The sequence below is a fragment of the Paenibacillus campinasensis genome (assembly GCF_002272015.1).
GTDB classification, from domain to species: Bacteria; Bacillota; Bacilli; order Paenibacillales; family Paenibacillaceae; genus Paenibacillus_AQ; species Paenibacillus_AQ campinasensis.
In genome coordinates this window covers 1-16,527 of the sequence record NZ_NPBY01000047.1, presented here as the reverse complement: position 1 = coordinate 16,527, position 16,527 = coordinate 1, and the positions used below count along the sequence as shown (strand labels likewise).

The following is a 16,527-nucleotide window of genomic DNA, read 5'->3' as shown; positions in this document are numbered from 1 at the left end:
CACGCTCCTTTTCTAGTAACAGCTTAGGTTCACCTGTCACAAGATTACCCAATTGCAACAGATTTATAATCGCTTTCGCAAAAAATCCCATCACAAAAAAAGCCGAGCCTAACGAGACCTCGGCCATATCGTCCTCCGATATGTCAGTCTATCGTTCGCTCAGCTTCTTATCATCCTTATGCCATTCTCGCGGACTACCATACAATTTCCAGAAAGGAAGCGTCATCCTCAAGCCCGTCAGTGTGACGCGCATTAAACAGCACCTGCACCTGCTCGTCAGGGATCAGCTCCGTTAACGGATCAAGATCATTCAAGCCATCGCTGTACAGCTGCAGCCGATAGCCTGCTCCTTGATCGAGCCTGCATTCATACTCATGAGGCTTGCCGCCGATCGGACCTGTACGTGTGGACCAGCGCTCTGTCGTCCGGAATCGGTCGCCAAGCTCGGCGGTAACTTCCTGGTGATGCCGCCACAGGCGCACTCTGGAATCGCCCTGCCAGGCGAGCCACAGCCTGCCCTTGCGCTGGAAACGGCCAGGCAGCTCGATGCGGCCGCATATATACATCGACTCGCTGCCCATGCGCTGCTTCTCCCGCAGCACGTCACGGAGCAGCTCGGGGGTGCCGTCATCGACCTCCAGCCGATTGATCTCCCCCTCCGCTTCCGCCGTCAGCTCCTTCAGCCTTTTCTCCAGTGCGGCGCCGGAGGGCTGGTCGGCTGCTGTCAGCCAGGACATCAGACGCTGTCCCAGAAAGCGTGCAGCCACATCGCCGCGATAGCTCAGACCGACCCCGTCGCACAGCACAAAGCAGCAGGTCTGGTCATTCATACTGAATGCCATAAAGTCCTGCCCCTGCTCGGACAGCTTCACCGTCTCCGCAGCTCTGCCGTATGCGTATCGGCACGTAAAACGCCCCTCTACCCTTGTCAGCGGCTGCTCCCCGGTCTGCTTGCTCTCGTAACGATAACGGGTATCCGTAAAGGAATAGGATGACATCGCCTCTGCTCTTGCATTCGACCGTCTCATGAGGCTCACCTCACCGGTGTCGCTGCCGACATCTGGAACCCGATCGACACGAGCTCCTGGCAAGTGCCAGGAAGCATCATCAAGGCGCCCGGGCTCAATTGATAGTCGGCTTCCACCAGCATCTCCCTGTAGCTTTCCGGAAGCACCGAGGACATGTTCATCAGCTTCCGGGCGTGTTCATCCTTCAGATCGGTATCGGGCAGAATGCCCTTCCATCGCCGCGGCTCGGCAATCGGCTGATCCAGCAGATGGTCAGAGATGAATATATTCTCGACCAGCACATTGCCATCCGGCACGCTCATGCTCATAATTCGGCGTGCAATCGGCTCTGGATCATCGCCTGTTGCCACACCATCTGTCATATGGCAGACGAGCGGCGCAGGGCAATCCTGCATATTCGGAATTTCGGCCTGAAGAATCCGTTCGGCCTGCAGAAACGCCTTCGCCGAATCGGAGAAACGCTTCGGCGTCAAATCAGGCAGAGAGCCGATCGCTGCAATTTCGTCGATCCCTTTGATTCCGTTCAGCAAGTCATACACATCGTCGCTATAGGCCAGAATCGCAATCCGGTAGCGCGGTGTAAGGCGGTTGCCTTTGGTCGAACGGAACACCATCTGCCGGATGGCAAGGGACAAGGCATCGTAGACGATATCGATCCGTCTGCGATCCTCCATGAGCATGTTCATCGAAGCGCTGATGTCAATAAGGTATATGATAAGCGCTGGCGTGCGCTGCGATGCTTGAATGGTATAGTTCATCGTGAGTTACGTTCACCCCTGTTACAGACTTGGCATCCAGTGACTTTCGTCTTCTATAAACTTCACGGCATTGTTGTAGCGGCTTCTCATATTCGTCACCGTTCGGTAATAGGCCGCATCCGAATCATAGATTTTGACAAATTCACGGGCAAAATTTTTCGCGCGATCCTTGTTCCCTGCCTTCTGGGCGTTAAAAGCGGCTTTATATAGCGCGGTCAGCTCGGTAACGTTCTCCTCCCGCTGCTTCCTCAAGCGCTCGGCTGCTTCTTTCTCCTTGCGCGCAGCCTCTGCTCTGGCAGCCGCCTCCCGCTCCGCCTTGGCTCTGGCTTCCGCTTCGGTCTTTGCCGCCTGCGCGGCTGCGAGCTGGGCCTCTTGCTCCCGCTGCTTCTTCTTCTCTTCCTGCTGGGCCAGATACGCCTCGTACTTGGCTTGGCGGTCATACTTCTCCTGAAGCTCCTGCCGCTTCTTCTTCTCCTCCAGCTGAGCCAGATAGGCCTCATATCTGGCCTGACGCTCATACTTCTCCTGAAGCGCTGCCCGTTCCTCTTCCTTGCGGGCCAGCTCGGCCTCCTCCGCCTTCTTCGCCTCTTCAGCCAGCCGCGCTTCCTCGGCTTTCCGGGCTTCCTCAGCCTGCCGCGCCTCCTCTTCCTGCTTGCGCGCTTCCTCCTGCAATCTTGCTTCTTCTTGGAGACGAGCTTCCTCTTCAAGCCGGCGCTGCTCTTCCTGCTGCTGCTTGCTGACCGCTTTGTCGGCCAGGATCTGATTCACCGTAAAGGCTGAGCCAGTCAAAATGACGAGTGCTGCCGCCGAGGAAATCATAAACTTCCGGGAAGTTAGAAGCGCCTTAAATCCTTTCGCTTTATCCGACTCCGGCGGATAAAGCTGCTCCTCCAAACCGCGAATCGCCGCTGCCAGCTCAACCTCCAGCGGGCTCCCCTTCTTCACAAAATGATAGGCGGAACGGAATATTTCGAGCGCTCCTGACAGATCCCCCTCGTTCTCCAGATCGCGGGCCTGATGAAACAGACGCTCAATGACCTGTTCATTCACTTCCCGCGTCCCGGCCGGCAAATGAATTGCCGCCAGCACTTCGTCCGGAATGTCGGCCGCTTCCGCAGTTGAAGCTGCGGCTGATACAGGCGCAGGCGAGGCCGTCTCCTGGACCGGCTCCGGCTCCGGTTCGGGCTCCGCCGGCAAGAGTGCAGACAGCGTAATCAACCACTCGCCGAACGTAGGACAGCTTCGCACATCCTGACTGTCCCAGGTGCGTGTGAACAGCTCGGCAACCGCAGGGTCCCAGCGGTTCTCCAGCGACTTTTTCAGCAGAAAGTACCGCTCGCAAGCGGTCTGCATTTCATGCTGGTCGAAGTAGCTCTCTCCCCATGCCTTGCTGACCACCGCCGGATCGCTCCAGCCTAGCATTTCGGCAATGATGACCGCGCCGGCGAAGCGGTCGGCGTACGCACTCCATAAACCGCTGTGCACGGTACGGTGAGCCGCATATCCCGGCGAGCCGGCAAGGAGCACATCCGGCCGGTCCATCTTCGGACTATACATCTGCTCAACGTCGACCAGTTCGACAGCCGATTGTTCCTCCGGTAACTTTACTTCCGAAAAAAACGGAAGCATGACGTTGGGGGCGGACAAATCGCAATGCGCGAGTCCCCGCTGCTCCATTTTCGAGCCGATCGCAGCAAGCGACTTGGCCAGCATCAGGCTCTCGGAGCGATTCAGCGAGCGCTGCTCGCTGATGACATCAAACCAGGTGACCCCATGAATCCACGGCATCACGACGGCATAGAGCAGATCCGGATATGCCGCTATCAAGTCTCCGTTTTTTTCGGGAGTAAGCACCTCTCGACTGCATACGGCCAGCCCCGGCACTTCGCTGTATGGGCTCATATGCTCCGATTGATACACCATCGCCGGAATCCGGAATTTAGGGAAGAACACCTTCAAGGCCCTCGCCTCAGAAATTTCACCATGTTCCGGAATCAGCTGGTACACGATACCTTGTCTTCCGGCCTGGGCATAAGCTAAGCCTGGAGCCGCCGGATGCTGTCCAACAATATACGTTGTTTCATTAATCGTAATCCGATCGCCCGGGTTGGGCTGAAAAGCCATGAACATCACCTCACGTAGCGCTTCATTCAATTTACATAGACGTCCCGCACCCACAATAACTTCTGGATGGCAAGAAAACCGGGCTGAAGAAGCAGACCCGGTTTTCTGTGTCTATGCAGCTATTATATAGTAAAAGGAACCATGATGACTGATTTTCCGAATTAACGGGATTCGTCTGCAGTGCGGAACTTTTGAGAGATTGCTCTCAGCTCAGTGCTGATGCTTTCCAGCGTTTGAACAAAAGAGTTCATCAGACGGCTGGCTTCTTGAAACTCCTGGAAGAAGCGCTGCTTCGTCATACCATCCCATTGACCTTCCATCCCGTTGATGGATTGAGTCAGGCTGGTGACGATCTGCTGGCTTTGATCACCACTTTGTTTAAATTGATTCGCTACCTGGTCGATTTGTTCGGGTGTAATTAAAATGCGTCCTGCCATGTATGTAACCTCCTTGATCAACTTTTCTGATTTTTGTGACACTTGAAATCTTAGCCTATGGGTCTTTGATTATCAAAATGTCATCGGACCTAATTTCCAATTACCCTGAACGTCCCGGTTTGAATCATTTTCCAGTCTTTATCCCTAAAAATGGCAGTCCGATCAGTTAGCAATACCTAGAGAAGGATCGGTAAACGTCCATCCCTGTCCTTCCAGAGCCGCCTGTTTCACCGTGCTGCCACTCTCCGAACTGCTTACGCCGACCACCGCGGCAACTGAGCTCGGATTTGAAATCACTGTTGAGTAGTTCCCATATTCGGGCAATATCGACGTGCGCCCTTCCAATTTGGAAGCGGCAAACAATGCAGCCGCGGACACCGCCCCTGCCGGGACATGCTCCAGAATCGTTCGATACTCGTGATCGGTTTCCTGGAACTGATCCGCTTTGCTCTGAAGATATTGGCTCATCTGCCCAAGCAGAGTCCCCAGATGCTCTCCAAGACGCTTGGCTGTCTGCCACTCATCCATCACTGCGGTGCTGTGAGAGCTCTCCCAGACTAACGAGGTTATCGCCTCGTTCAGCGCTCTCGTAATCGCCAGATATTCATCGCCACTTTGCTTAAGCTGGCGGCTTAACGTCCGGAGAGATTCCGGCTCAACAGAAATACGCATAGGTCCTCACCTTTCATACGGTCATACAGGCATCTTACTGTTTCAGCCACATGAGAAGCATATGACGAAACTGCTCTTTTGTAGCTGGCGCCGCGGTGAGCCAGTCCTGGTCCCCCTCCAGGCTCATACGCAGCAGCCAATTCATGGACTCATTCACAACAAATGCAGCATTTTGACTTTCCCAATTCAATCCGTTCCATATGGACAGCTGAAGCTCCCCTGAGGAAACCTTGTTTTTCAAACATTTTGCAAGCGCGATGGAACCTTCCTCATCATCGGTTAATCTGGCCAACCGATCGCTGATTTCGTCCGATGTCAATTCAGAGGCGGAGGTGTAGATGTCCCCGAATTCTTTTCGGCTGAGCAGCAAGGCGGGAATATCCCCCCAATTTTGATCGCTGAGCGCCAAATCCTCCACCAGTTGATCGCAGGTTTGCTCGATGGAACCGAGTTCACTCAACATGTAATATCGGTTTTTTTCGCCGCTTCTGCATACCTGAATGACACGTTCATCGGTCACATGCAAATATCCTTCAAATTCCCTATCCTGATTTTCGTATTTCAACCAGCATGCGCGGTCCGAAAGACCTGCAATCGCCACCCGGGAGAACACTTCAGGCGGGATAGACAATTCCCCGCTCTCTTTCAGGAGCAAATACTGCTTGCTGAGCAGCGACTCCTTCGTTCTTTCCCATTCCTCGGCAATTTCCTCGGCCAGATACCCGCTAAACGGGTCCTCCACGCCAAGCAACCGGTCCGAACCGATGATTCCGGCCAAGAAGAAAAATTCCTTCTCGCTCAGTGCAATCGTATCCTGTTTGGAAGCACGAATCGTCAACATTATGAGCCACCTCCTCTCAAACTACAACATGCCATATGTCGCGAATTTCTGAGACCCATTTCTGGGCGTTCCACTGGTCATCGAACGGAACGGCACTTTTTATCCGGAAATACTTACGTTTGACATAGTACCCTTGTCCCGGCGGAAGGATCTTTAGCCCTCCAGGACTATTCGTAGACTCTGAAAAAGGAATTCTAAAGAACGATAAATCGTTCGTATCCAATGTTCCAAATAAAAATCCGTTCTGAGCTGCTTTTACATCCGTTACCCAGTCCACCCCGAAGGTCGGGAAGTCTGCCGGCACGCCGGCAAGCACGACATGAACCCCGCGGTCCCGACCCTGACGCACAATCGCGGTCAGCTGATCCTTGACCGTAAAGTCGGCCAGCTGTTTGCTGAGCACATCGGCATCGTCGATAAACAGCACGATCGCCGGATCATCCCCGTCCTTCGTACGAGTTTGGATTTTGTGATACAGCTCCTCAATAATCGGACGCAGCTCCTCTTCATTTGTTGCATGGCCTTTAATATGCGGCAGGTCGCGCAGGCTGCTCAAGCCGCTGCTCCCATACCTCGTATCCACAGTATAAATCTCCAGGTTCTCCGGCGCTGTACAGTAGGAAAGAGATAAAATCCAACTAAGCAGGAACGTCGACTTTCCTCCCTCCATCGGGCTGGCAACGATGAAATGCGGGCCGTCCTGAAGATTGATTCGAAACGGCGATAAATCATCGGTGGTCAGGCCGACAGGCACCTCGTACCGGGCCAATCGGTCCGTTGCCGGCCCGCTGCCGATCCGCTCAAGCAGCGGGTGAAGCATAATCTTCTCCGGCAGCGATTCGATGCGCGGTGCGGCATCGCCCTGCCACGCTTGCTTGAGCCCCTGGATCGTTGCCCGCAATGCGCCGGAACGCGCGCCTTCATCCTGACCGGCTGCAGGCAGCGCAATCTGGAATTCCAGCGGCGGAACCTGTCCTTTCACCAGTCCTCTTCCCGGAGGAAGCTGGCTTGGCGCTCTGGACGGACGCCCGACAGCATAGTAGTAGTCCGCCGGGTCGGCAAGCTCAAAGGTTGCGGCGTTGGCAATGTTGCTGCGAACCTTCTCGAACATGTCGGATATCCGGTTCGCCGTTATAATGAACGTCATGCCCAGGCTGCCGCCTTCCCGGAGCAAATACTCGATCATCTCGTTCTCTTCCGGATAGCTGTTCCGGAAGTTCAAATAGCCGTCGATGATGACCACAATCTGCGGGACTTGCTCCCCTGTCGTCCGGCGGTAGGAGGCAATCGTCTTGACACCGGCCTCCGCGATCAGATCCTTGCGCTGATTGGCCGTCTTCGACAAATAGCGGAACAAGCGCTGAATCCGGTCATCCGCTTCCGCATTCATAACGCCGCCGATATGCGGCAATCCGCTGAAATCGCGCAGCATTCTCCCCATATCCACAATGTAGCCATGCCACTGGTCAGGGGTAAAACGTCTGGCGATCGACATCAGGATCGTCTGTACAAATGTCGTTTTGCCTAGTCCAGGCATTCCATAGATAGCCCAGTGGCCCTGCTCCAGATTTAACACGAATGGCCGTTGGCACTGATTCGGCAAATCATCCAGCATTCCGACATAAGCTGCCAGCGCCTCGCCCTGGATTTCGGCAGCATCGCTGCCTGGCACCTCGTCAAGGTCCATATGCTCCGGCAGCGGAGGAAGCCAAGGCCCCTGCAGCTTCCGGATGCCTTCTTCCTTGGCCAGCTCGGCCAAATGGTCGATGAACACCTGAAGCTGCTTCGGAACTTCCTCTTGGGCGCTGCCTCTCGGATCGACGCTAAGCATCGGCTCCTTCTTACCGTTAATGCGGACCTCCTTGACCACAATCGTTCCCTCTTGTTTGGTATCTTCAATATAAGGAGCACCGCTCCAGGCAAACTGGAGCTCCTCAAACACTTCGTCGCTGCCCACCTGAAAGTAACCTCTGCCCGGCTTGTTGATCCAGGCCGCATTCGGGATTTTCAGCATGTCCCGGCTGTCACCTTCGCTCTGTACGCGAAGACAAATTCGGAAACGCGAGTTGCTCCATATCTTGTCGTCCACGACGCCTGCCGGTTTCTGCGTGGCAAGAATCAGATGCACGCCGAGCGTACGTCCGATCGCGGCGATGCTGATCAGCTCGTCCATAAACTCAGGCTGATCCTTCTTCAACTGCGCAAACTCGTCAATGATGATGACAAGATGCGGAAGAGGCTCGCCATGCCGGCTCCGCAGCAGCTTGTAGTATTCATCGATATGCTGCAGGTTGCCGGCATCGTTCAATATTTTTTGGCGTCTGACAAGCTCGGCCTTCAGCGACACTTTGGCCCGCTCGATCAGATTGTTGTCCAGGTTGGTGATCGTGCCCACCACATGCGGCAGATTGATGAACGTATTGGACATCCCGCCGCCCTTGTAGTCGATCAGCATGAACGCCAGATCATGGGGATGAAACTCGGCGGCAAGCGAAGCGACGATCGACTGAATGACTTCGCTTTTACCGGAGCCGGTTGTGCCCGCAATCAGCCCGTGGGGCCCATGACCCTGACGTTCGATTTTATCATGAAGATTCAGGTTAATCTTCTTGCCCCCGGCTCTTACGCCCATCGGTACCGGCAATGTGTCCGGATAACGATTCTGTCTCCAGCGCCGCAGCACCTCAAGCTCGGGCACTTTCTGGACATCCATCATTTCAAACAGTGTCAGAACACTCGGGATATCCGAGGCGGACGATCGCTTGAGCCGAATCGGCGCCATATAGCGGGCCATCGCTTCCGACTGCTCACGGCTGATCGTATGCGGAACATAGCTCTGCAAGGAGACGGTTGCATCCGGCTTCTTCATGGTTGAAACCGCCCGTCCACGCTCTACGTCCACAATGAGCTGGCATTGCATCGGCAGGCTTTCCTTGCGGTCCGACAGTATAATCGTCACCGCATCGACCTTCTCCGCATCTTCCAGCAGCAGCGGCAACAGCGGCTCCTCCTCAATCAGGCGGGTGTCGGACAGCACAACGACGTACACCGGGGTTTCAATCGTCTTCTTGTTATACTCGGTCTGGTTGCTCTTGCGGCGTTGAAGCTGGGTAAACAGCTGGTCCGCCAGCTGATGCGCAACGCTTCTCCGGTCGGCCATGTAGCGCAGCGAACGATCATCATCCCATATATGCGGCAGCCAGCGCTGCCATTCCCACTCGGCCGCCTCTTTCTCCTCATAGAAGGAAGCCAGCTTCACTTCATCCGGCGAATGTCTTACCGTAATTTGGGCCATCATGACCCGCAGCGCGCTGAGCACCTGCTCCCTCGCGCCTACAATGCCTATAACTTTGGACTGGAACAAAGGCAGACATATCGACGCGTTCTCAACGGTCTGAAATTCCGCCGCAAGCTCCTCTGCCGCAGCAATGAGCGGTTCCTTATCATACCCGTCAGCTCTTGGAGGCTTCACCTCGATATGAAAAGGGACCTCCCCTTGCCCTACGCACACCTCGAGAAAATCCGAATCCTCCGGCGAACGCTCCCACAGGCTGCTGTTCCGATTCTTCACGATCTGATAGCAAACCTCCGGATCGCCATGAATATCAAACAGCACCTGAACCTGTTCCTGCTGCCGCTCCTTCAACTGTTCACGGTGAATGTCCAGCTGAGCACGGTATTTCTGACTCCGTTCCTCCAATTTCTTCTGATACGTCTTCTTGTTGCTCAAGTACACAAAAAACGGAAGCGTATAAGATGTCATCATCATAAAAACCATCATTAACTGAATCATCATCAGATTGCTGTTGCCCATTCTTCCGCTCATGTACATGTACACATACATCCCGACGGTAGCCGCGGTCATAACAATCGGTATAATAATCGAAATGATCGAGAATGACGGTTTGCTCGGCTCTGACGGAGGCCTTAAAATCTCTAGATCTTCTTTACTCAAAGCCGGCTTAATGCGCGGCGAACGCTGATACAGCAAGTTCATATTCTCATTTCCCCCTAATCCAGAGCATCTGAAATATGCAGGCGATCGATTCAATGGAAATCAAAGGGTTATATACCCAAACTCAAGTTTCCTGAAACAGCGATCTTCTGCCGTAGATCGGCGCTTCCTCTTCCGTTGTGGAGAACGCCCGCTGTAACCGGATACAGGTGCCTTCCCTCAGTCCTGCTTCCGCGAGGCTCGCCCCCTCCTCGACCTTAAACCACAGACCTTCCGGAAATTTCCCTTCCAATATATATTGAATTCCTTCTTGAGATGCACTTTGATAGAGCCGCAATCCCAGCAATTCGATCAATTCTCCGACCTGGCAATGGTCAGGCACTTCAATATCAAACCAATCTCGTTCATTACGTCCGCTGATCACGGTGAGTATCATCGTGAGCTCGCCCTCCTGAAATCATCGTAATCATAGTTTATTCCATTACGAAAGTCCAAACATATGTCCAAAGTCTTAATTCGGCAATTTTTATGGGATTTTCCGGAAAATTTCGTCGTTTCTATCCCTACTAGCTCTTGTTCATTAAGGAAGAAACTTTCCCTCCATTTATCCTTTTTAAAAAGTTACATTATTGTAACTATATCATTCCAGATCTGACCCTGTCAATTTGTGTCATATTTCCTATGTACTATCACTCCATATGAAAGATATGATACTTGAGTCTCAATTGCAAGATTCAAGAGCAAGCCATCTCCCATCGAATCGAGCTGAATCCCGGTTCCTGCCTGCGTTCACAAATCTGTCAATCTTGCAAAATAGCTGCTGATTAATATTCTGAATTTAAGGTTATTTTAAGATTGGCCCTTTATAATGCAAATATCATGAAATAACTTTCGTGAGGTGATTATAATGAGAACGTTGATCATGTTTCAAAACAAGCCGGTCCCTGTCTATTTTACGACAGATAGCAAGCAACCGGTACAAAAGGTGTTAAAATTGTTGAGCAGCGCACTTGATCATAAAATTCACAATGGTAAAAAAGCGCTGAAAAAATGCCTCAACTCCCTGATCAGCATTGAAATCGAGGGCTCCGAGGCTATTCTCCACAGCAAAAGTGAAAATGATTCCCTTGCGCTATCCCTCTTCTAAAGAGGGATAGCCCTTTTTTTGGGCTCATACCCGAACCCGTGCTTCGCTTCAAGCAAAGTACCCGCTACGGGGAATGAGCGGACCATTGATATAATCGTACCACTGTCATTTAACCTTTCCGGCTCCTCTCCTCCGCCTCCCATACTTTAGCAATCCGAATCTGCAGCAATTTGACGAGATTACTCCTTGTCGTTAACTCCCGGCATGTTTCCAGTTTCCTGACGATAAACCGATCGATCGACATGCTGCCCATCCTTTCATTGGGAATTGGAAAATGAACCCTGTTCACGAATGTTCTGTAAATTCTATTAACCTCGTATTGACGCGTTCAAACGCCGAAATGATGCGGCACGTCTCCATTCTGAATCGTTTTTATAACTAGTACATTGCATTATTCAGTACTGAATGATATATTTATTATCAGCTACTGATTATTAATTACTACCAATGAGTTGAAAAGGGGCCATGACCCATGGATGTCAATATTCAATTTAAAAAAGGCGTTCTGGAGCTGTGCGTTCTCGTATTGATTCACCGCAAGGATCAATATGGTTACGAATTGGCCCAGTCCGTGTCCAGGCATATCGAGGTGGCCGAAGGCGCCCTGTACCCCCTTCTGCGCAGGCTGGTCAAGGAGGGCTACTGCACAACCTATTTACGCGAGTCCACGGAGGGGCCGCCACGCAAGTATTATCGGCTAACCGAAAGCGGGATCATTTACATGCAGGAGATGGTGAAGGAATGGTCGGCATTCGTACGCAATGTCACCAATTTGATAGAGGAAGGAAATTAATATGACAAAAAAACAGTTTATCTCCATTTTGGAATCAAGGCTTGCCATTCTACCTGCGGATGAACGGCGAGAGTTCATTCAGGATATGGAAGCCCATTTTGCCTTCGGGCTTCAGAACGGCCGCACGGAGAAGGAGATTGCCGAGGAGCTTGGGGACCCATTCGTAATCGCGCGCGAGGCGCTTGGAGATCTACACCCGCTTCAGGCACCGCCTGCCAACGAACGGAACACCGTGGCTAAAGCATTCATTGCAACCGGCCTGGCCTTGTTCGGGCTGATAGCCTATCCGCTCCTGGCCGCTCTGTGGATCACCGGCGGAGGCGTCGCTTTAAGCGCAGCCGCCGCTGTCATAAGCCCTGCCCTGGTCGTCGTGGATTATATACTTCAAGACAGCTTCTATCCCGCCAAGCTGTTTCTGAGCATCGCGCTCGTCGGATTCGGCCTATTTCTGTGGCAGGCATCGCGGCTCATTTTTTCCGCGCTGACCAAGCTTACCCGCGGCTATTCAAACTGGAATACGCGCGTGATGAAAGGGAGAACACACCAATGAACAAAAAGATGAAGATCCTGGCAGTCCTACTTATCGCTGTCGGTTTCGCGGGCATGGCAGTTAACAAGTTCAAGTTCGGCCCGGAATATATGAACTATACCCGCGAGTGGGAACTGAAGGAAGATCAGTTAGTATCACTCGATATTAAAAGCGGCATCAACATGAACATTTCCGTCCGTGCCGGTGAAAGCAGCAGCGGCTACATCCGGTTCGAAGGACTCATTCCTCCTGAGCTGGTTGAGGCGCTCGAAGGGTTGGAGCTTTCAGGCTCCGTATTGGATATGGACATTATGTCTCCGATGAGACCACAAATTATGGCTGCCGATATCCGTACGCCCAAGGGCACAATTGACGTCGTGCTCCCGGACCAGAGCCGTCTTGAGGAATTTACGATCTCCTCTCATGCCAATAATATCAAATTAAATAACGCCGCATCCAAGCGCATTGACATCTCTGTCGGATCCGGCAATATTACACTGGCCAACATAACAGCAGATCAGCTCCACATGGATCTATCCTCCGGCAACATTGTAGCTTCCGACATCGAGGCTCCCATCGAGCTGCTGAGCCGCTCCGGAAATGTGAAGCTTGATCAAGTCAGCGGTCCGGTAAACATTGAATCGTATTCCGGCTCCATCAATCTGGTCATGCGCGACAACTTCCCCGTCAACATTCAGGGAAGATCAGGCAATATTTCGGTACAACCGGCTTCCACCTTCCGAGGGTTCTATGATCTAAAAACTGATTCCGGCAACGTAAAGGCACCTGATTCACCGAAGGAAACGACCGATACGATTACAGTGGAAACCTACTCCGGCAATATTACGATTGTACAATGATGCGGTTGACAAACAGGAGAAAGGATATATACTATACTTTGTAAAGTTAATCACAATACTTCTTAAGGAGAGTTACCTATTTATGTCTAACGTACTATTCATCAAAGCCAACAACCGCAGCATTGATCAATCGGTCAGTGTGAAAATGTATCATGAGTTTGTAGAAACTTACAAGCAGAACCATCCGCAAGACAGCATTACGGAGCTGGACCTGTTCGCGGAGAATCTTCCTTACTATGACAACAATGCAATTGTCGGCCTTTATAAAGCGGCTAACGGCATTGCGTTGACTGCGGAAGAGCAAGCGGCTGCAGACACTGTAAATAAATATCTGGACCAATTCCTGGCTGCCGATAAAGTCGTATTTGCTTTCCCGCTGTGGAACATGACTGTTCCTGCCGTCCTTCATACCTATGTGGATTACCTGAACCAAGCAGGCAGAACGTTCAAGTATACAGCTGAGGGCCCTGTCGGTCTCGTAACGGACAAAAAGGTCGTTCTCCTGAACGCCCGCGGCGGCGTATATTCCGAAGGCCCAATGGCTGCAGCGGAAATGGCTGTTAACTTCATCACCAACTCCCTTCGTTTCTGGGGCGTGCAAGACATCGAGACCATCGTCATCGAAGGTCACAACCAGCTTCCTGCTGAAGCAGAGAACATTGTCCAATCCGGTCTTGAGCTTGTAAGAAAAACAGCTGCAGGCTTCTAATATAAGCTCCCGGCTTGTGAATAAGCACAGACTCCGATGTAAACCCAAACCGCCTGACGGTCTTGACCGCAGGCGGTTTTCTCATTCGCTTAATGCACTTCTTCCCATTTCGTCCACATCTCGCGCGGGTTCCGCACATAAATGCCGTTCTCCCTGTACATATACTCATGCATAATAAATTCACGGCGGATCGTAGCATAATCCTCATGGAATTGCTTAATAAATTCATTGATTTCCTTCTCGCTGTATGGTTGCCCCGGAGACAACTGTTCCACCATAAATTCAAGCACCACCAGCTTCTTCTTATATTGGGCCGGAATCGAGCGAAGCCTGCCATCCTTGCCAAAGAAATTTTTCAGCACCGACGCCTTAAACGTCTCATTCGTGGCCACTGACATAGACGACTCACCTCCTTTGTTAAAAATAAACGACAGCGACGCATCAAACACTTCCTTTATATACTCGGGCTGGAGCGAAAAATAAACATGGTTCTTGTCCCTCCGCTCCCGGACAAGCCCCGCCTCCCTCAACTTGGAAGCGTGGAAGGTCACTGTCGGCTGCGACAGATGCAGGCGCTGCGCCAGCATCTGTCCGTTCATCTCCCCTCCGCTGAGCATCATCAATATCCGCATCCGGTTCGGATCTCCAAGCACTTTATGTACATTTACGATTTTATCCAGCTGCATCTCCTTGCTCCTTCTGCCCAGAATGACCAGAATGATATGGAAAGGATAACGGCACAATAAGGCAGGATGGAGAGGACACTCCGATCGCTCTGCCCCGGATTTCTTCATTCACCGTCTCTGGCGGTTGATATCCAGGGACAAGAGGCATGCGCTCTGCTTCTCCCGTCTCCGCATCTCCTTCGTTTCTCACCTGTTATTAGGCCCATCATTTAATACCAATCTAATTATACAATCATCTAATTAGATATTAATCTAATTATTAAACCAAAGTCAACACCCCCTCCTACAAGACCTATGAAAAATCCGGCCTCATTCTGGATTTATGCCGTCAATTGCTGTAGGATGAATATGCTGATTGATCTCGCCTAAGCTATTTACATAAGGAGGTTCACCCATGTTAGATGTACTCATCATCGGCGCAGGACCGTGCGGGCTTGCGGCGGCCATCGAATGCGGCCGGCGCGGTCTTGACGTGGAGCTGATCGACAAGCATAATGTCGTTCATTCCATCTACCTGTATCCTACACATATGCAATTTTTCAGTACGGCAGAAATGCTCGAGATCGGAGATATTCCTTTTGCCATATCCAATGACAAACCGTATCGGCATGAAGCACTGGCCTATTACCGCCGGGTCGCGGCTCATTATAATCTCAGAATCTCGGCTTATGAAGAGGCGCTAGCGGTTGAGAAGCAGCCGGACGGCAGCTTCCAAGTGAAGACACGCAAACGCAGCGGGGAGGAATCCGTCCGCCAAGCGAAGCATGTCGTCATCGCCACCGGCTATTTTGATCATCCAAATTATATTGGCATTCCGGGCGAGGATTTGGACAAGGTTACGCATTATTTCCGCGAAGCGCATCCGTATGCAGGAATGAGAACAGCCATTATCGGCGGCAGCAACTCCGCGGTAGACGCTGCCATGGAGCTGATTCGTGTCGGGGCAGACATTACGATGGTGTACCGCGGCAGCGCCGTATCAGACAACATCAAGCCGTGGGTGCGCCCGCTGTTTGAAAGCATGGTGCAAAAAGGGCGCATCCAGCTTCATTTGGAATCCCGGGTAACCCAGATCGAGCAGAACACCATTACGATCACCTCTGCCAGCGGAGAAACGAAGAAGATCGACAATGACTTCGTGCTGGCATTAACCGGCTTCCGCCCGGACCGGCAGCTGCTGACAGCCTCCGGGGTTGAACTGGACGACAGTATGGACAAGCCTCGCTTGAACCCTGAGACGATGGAAACCAATGTGGACGGACTGTACGTGGCCGGCGTGATCGCATCCGGCCGCAACGCCAACGAAGTGTTCATCGAGACCGGCCGCTTCCACGGCCGACTTATCGCCGAGGATATTATCGCCTCCAGGCGCTGATCGGAACTGCGGTCATTTCAATTCTCTCAGGCCTGAATGAGCTTGAGGTAGAAACCACCTCATTCGAAAGGAGGATGATACGAATGGATGTTATCGCATTGGTCCTGCTCGGACTGGCCGCACTTGGCATCATCAGCAGCAACGCTCCGGTTGCCATCGCCATGATTGTGCTGCTGCTCGTCCGGGTAACCGGTCTTCACCAAGCCTTTCCCTGGCTGGAGCGGCATGGACTGAATATCGGAATCATCATCCTGACGATTGGGGTGATGGCTCCGCTGGCGAGCGGCAAGATGAGCCTGGCCACCATCGGGGAATCATTTCTGAACTGGAAGTCGCTGCTTGCGATTGCCGTCGGCATGCTCGTTGCCTATCTTGGCGGGCGCGGCGCCTCCCTCATGGGCAGCAACCCGACCGTCGTCGCCGGCCTTCTGGTCGGCACGGTGCTTGGCGTCGCCCTGCTGCGCGGCGTACCGGTCGGCCCGCTCATTGCGGCAGGGCTGCTGTCGCTGCTGATTGGCAAGTCGTAATCCGGCCACTTGCGCTTCCTGCGCACCCTATGGCCGGGTTATTGCAGCGAATAGAGCTGCAAAATTGCCCCGCACCGGTATAGAAA

Annotated in this window: 16 protein-coding genes; 7 read left to right on the top strand and 9 right to left on the bottom strand. The window is 52.5% G+C overall.

What is annotated here, in order from left to right:
- Positions 1-194: 194 nt before the first annotated feature.
- The 8 genes from CHH67_RS15965 to CHH67_RS15930 all read right to left on the bottom strand — a co-directional run bounded on the left by CHH67_RS15965 (position 195) and on the right by CHH67_RS15930 (position 10,251).
- On the bottom strand, positions 195-1,028 hold the full coding sequence (locus CHH67_RS15965) for a hypothetical protein (protein ID WP_095266201.1): 834 nt from the start codon (positions 1,026-1,028) through the stop codon (positions 195-197).
- 5 nt (positions 1,029-1,033) lie between these two features.
- Positions 1,034-1,786, bottom strand: a complete 753-nt coding sequence (locus tag CHH67_RS15960) for a vWA domain-containing protein (protein WP_095266200.1) — start codon at positions 1,784-1,786, stop codon at positions 1,034-1,036.
- A gap of 21 nt (positions 1,787-1,807) precedes the next feature.
- A complete protein-coding gene (locus tag CHH67_RS15955) occupies positions 1,808-3,910 on the bottom strand; it encodes a serine/threonine-protein kinase (protein WP_095266199.1) in 2,103 nt (700 codons plus the stop codon).
- A 161-nt stretch (positions 3,911-4,071) separates the two neighbouring features.
- Entirely contained in the window at positions 4,072-4,347 is a 276-nt protein-coding gene (locus CHH67_RS15950; RefSeq protein WP_095266198.1) for a WXG100 family type VII secretion target, read from the bottom strand.
- Between the two features lie 162 nt (positions 4,348-4,509).
- Positions 4,510-5,019 carry a WXG100 family type VII secretion target gene (locus CHH67_RS15945; protein ID WP_095266197.1) on the bottom strand — a complete coding sequence of 170 codons (510 nt, stop codon included), beginning with the start codon at positions 5,017-5,019 and terminating at the stop codon, positions 4,510-4,512.
- Positions 5,020-5,053: 34 nt separating this feature from the next.
- Positions 5,054-5,860, bottom strand: coding sequence for a hypothetical protein (locus tag CHH67_RS15940; protein WP_095266196.1), 807 nt, complete (start codon positions 5,858-5,860; stop codon positions 5,054-5,056).
- 16 nt (positions 5,861-5,876) lie between these two features.
- Positions 5,877-9,857 (bottom strand): type VII secretion protein EssC, encoded by a 3,981-nt coding sequence (essC, locus tag CHH67_RS15935; protein ID WP_095266195.1) that lies wholly within the window; start codon positions 9,855-9,857, stop codon positions 5,877-5,879.
- An 82-nt stretch (positions 9,858-9,939) separates the two neighbouring features.
- Positions 9,940-10,251 (bottom strand): ubiquitin family protein, encoded by a 312-nt coding sequence (locus CHH67_RS15930; protein WP_095266194.1) that lies wholly within the window; start codon positions 10,249-10,251, stop codon positions 9,940-9,942.
- 471 nt (positions 10,252-10,722) lie between these two features.
- Between CHH67_RS15930 and CHH67_RS15925 the strand changes: the two genes are divergently transcribed.
- The 5 genes from CHH67_RS15925 (at position 10,723) to CHH67_RS15905 (ending at position 13,853) form a co-directional block, all read left to right on the top strand.
- Positions 10,723-10,962, top strand: coding sequence for a hypothetical protein (locus CHH67_RS15925; RefSeq protein WP_095266193.1), 240 nt, complete (start codon positions 10,723-10,725; stop codon positions 10,960-10,962).
- Positions 10,963-11,434: 472 nt separating this feature from the next.
- Complete coding sequence (locus CHH67_RS15920; RefSeq protein WP_095266192.1) at positions 11,435-11,755, top strand: PadR family transcriptional regulator; 321 nt, start codon at positions 11,435-11,437, stop codon at positions 11,753-11,755.
- 1 nt (position 11,756) lies between these two features.
- Positions 11,757-12,305, top strand: coding sequence for a DUF1700 domain-containing protein (locus CHH67_RS15915; protein WP_095266191.1), 549 nt, complete (start codon positions 11,757-11,759; stop codon positions 12,303-12,305).
- On the top strand, positions 12,302-13,144 hold the full coding sequence (locus tag CHH67_RS15910; RefSeq protein WP_095266190.1) for a DUF4097 family beta strand repeat-containing protein: 843 nt from the start codon (positions 12,302-12,304) through the stop codon (positions 13,142-13,144). The genes CHH67_RS15915 and CHH67_RS15910 overlap by 4 nt, the downstream gene beginning before the upstream one ends.
- An 82-nt stretch (positions 13,145-13,226) precedes the next feature.
- Entirely contained in the window at positions 13,227-13,853 is a 627-nt protein-coding gene (locus CHH67_RS15905; RefSeq protein WP_095266189.1) for an FMN-dependent NADH-azoreductase, read from the top strand.
- A gap of 89 nt (positions 13,854-13,942) precedes the next feature.
- On the opposite strand, the gene CHH67_RS15900 is transcribed toward CHH67_RS15905, so the two are convergent.
- Positions 13,943-14,539 carry a DUF2087 domain-containing protein gene (locus CHH67_RS15900; protein WP_095266272.1) on the bottom strand — a complete coding sequence of 199 codons (597 nt, stop codon included), beginning with the start codon at positions 14,537-14,539 and terminating at the stop codon, positions 13,943-13,945.
- Positions 14,540-14,933: 394 nt separating this feature from the next.
- On the opposite strand from CHH67_RS15900, the gene CHH67_RS15895 reads away from it, so the two are divergent.
- The gene (locus CHH67_RS15895) at positions 14,934-15,914 is read left to right on the top strand and encodes a YpdA family putative bacillithiol disulfide reductase (RefSeq protein ID WP_095266188.1); all 981 of its coding nucleotides are present in this window, start codon (positions 14,934-14,936) and stop codon (positions 15,912-15,914) included.
- A gap of 83 nt (positions 15,915-15,997) precedes the next feature.
- Positions 15,998-16,441: a DUF441 domain-containing protein gene (locus CHH67_RS15890; protein ID WP_095266187.1), complete on the top strand. Its 444-nt coding sequence runs from the start codon at positions 15,998-16,000 to the stop codon at positions 16,439-16,441.
- Positions 16,442-16,527 lie beyond the last annotated feature (86 nt).

Excerpts from the sequence above, each read along its gene's own strand:
- CHH67_RS15960 (WP_095266200.1), bottom strand. The coding sequence starts at position 1,786 with ATGAACTATACCATTCAAGCATCGCAGCGCACGCCAGCGCTTATCATA.
- CHH67_RS15905 (WP_095266189.1), top strand. The coding sequence starts at position 13,227 with ATGTCTAACGTACTATTCATCAAAGCCAACAACCGCAGCATTGATCAA.
- CHH67_RS15945 (WP_095266197.1), bottom strand. The coding sequence starts at position 5,019 with ATGCGTATTTCTGTTGAGCCGGAATCTCTCCGGACGTTAAGCCGCCAG.
- CHH67_RS15915 (WP_095266191.1), top strand. The coding sequence starts at position 11,757 with ATGACAAAAAAACAGTTTATCTCCATTTTGGAATCAAGGCTTGCCATT.
- CHH67_RS15930 (WP_095266194.1), bottom strand. The coding sequence starts at position 10,251 with ATGATACTCACCGTGATCAGCGGACGTAATGAACGAGATTGGTTTGAT.
- CHH67_RS15925 (WP_095266193.1), top strand. The coding sequence starts at position 10,723 with ATGAGAACGTTGATCATGTTTCAAAACAAGCCGGTCCCTGTCTATTTT.
- CHH67_RS15895 (WP_095266188.1), top strand. The coding sequence starts at position 14,934 with ATGTTAGATGTACTCATCATCGGCGCAGGACCGTGCGGGCTTGCGGCG.
- essC (WP_095266195.1), bottom strand. The coding sequence starts at position 9,857 with ATGAACTTGCTGTATCAGCGTTCGCCGCGCATTAAGCCGGCTTTGAGT.
- CHH67_RS15900 (WP_095266272.1), bottom strand. The coding sequence starts at position 14,539 with ATGCAGCTGGATAAAATCGTAAATGTACATAAAGTGCTTGGAGATCCG.
- CHH67_RS15950 (WP_095266198.1), bottom strand. The coding sequence starts at position 4,347 with ATGGCAGGACGCATTTTAATTACACCCGAACAAATCGACCAGGTAGCG.
- CHH67_RS15920 (WP_095266192.1), top strand. The coding sequence starts at position 11,435 with ATGGATGTCAATATTCAATTTAAAAAAGGCGTTCTGGAGCTGTGCGTT.
- CHH67_RS15910 (WP_095266190.1), top strand. The coding sequence starts at position 12,302 with ATGAACAAAAAGATGAAGATCCTGGCAGTCCTACTTATCGCTGTCGGT.
- CHH67_RS15955 (WP_095266199.1), bottom strand. The coding sequence starts at position 3,910 with ATGGCTTTTCAGCCCAACCCGGGCGATCGGATTACGATTAATGAAACA.
- CHH67_RS15940 (WP_095266196.1), bottom strand. The coding sequence starts at position 5,860 with ATGTTGACGATTCGTGCTTCCAAACAGGATACGATTGCACTGAGCGAG.
- CHH67_RS15965 (WP_095266201.1), bottom strand. The coding sequence starts at position 1,028 with ATGAGACGGTCGAATGCAAGAGCAGAGGCGATGTCATCCTATTCCTTT.
- CHH67_RS15890 (WP_095266187.1), top strand. The coding sequence starts at position 15,998 with ATGGATGTTATCGCATTGGTCCTGCTCGGACTGGCCGCACTTGGCATC.